This window comes from Actinoallomurus acaciae (genome assembly GCF_042429965.1).
Lineage (GTDB): Bacteria > Actinomycetota > Actinomycetes > Streptosporangiales > Streptosporangiaceae > Actinoallomurus > Actinoallomurus acaciae.
In genome coordinates, this window is sequence record NZ_JBHLZP010001137.1 from 1 (window position 1) to 359 (window position 359).

The 359-nt window shown below is 74.1% G+C and carries 1 pseudogene; it reads left to right on the forward strand.

Annotation, left to right across the window (positions count from 1 at the left end):
• Positions 1-312, forward strand: a pseudogene (locus tag ACFFNX_RS51120) (hypothetical protein); the annotation flags it as partial.
• Positions 313-359: the final 47 nt, after the last annotated feature.

Sequence of the window (359 nt, forward strand, 5' to 3'; positions counted from 1 at the left end):
GCCGTGCCGGAGCCCGGCCACGGCACGGGCCCACCGGGCACAGGTCGCGCCGTGCGCGCGGCCGTCGGCGAGGCGCAGGTCGGCGACGGCGCGGAGAAGGCGAACGCCGAGCTCACCCGGGGCATCACCGAGCTGATCGCGCTGAACCGAAGTCGGCCGGGCCAGGACCTGACCTCCGAGATCCTGGCCGGTCCGGCGAAACCGTCCGACGAGGATGCGCTGCGCCAGGTGCTCCCTCCTCCTCATGGGGGCCGGGGGCGAGTCCGAGCGGAACCTCATCGCCGACGGCGTGCACGTGCTGCTGGCCGGTGAGGAGGCTGTCCGACGAGGATGCGCTGCGCCAGGTGCTCCTCCTCATG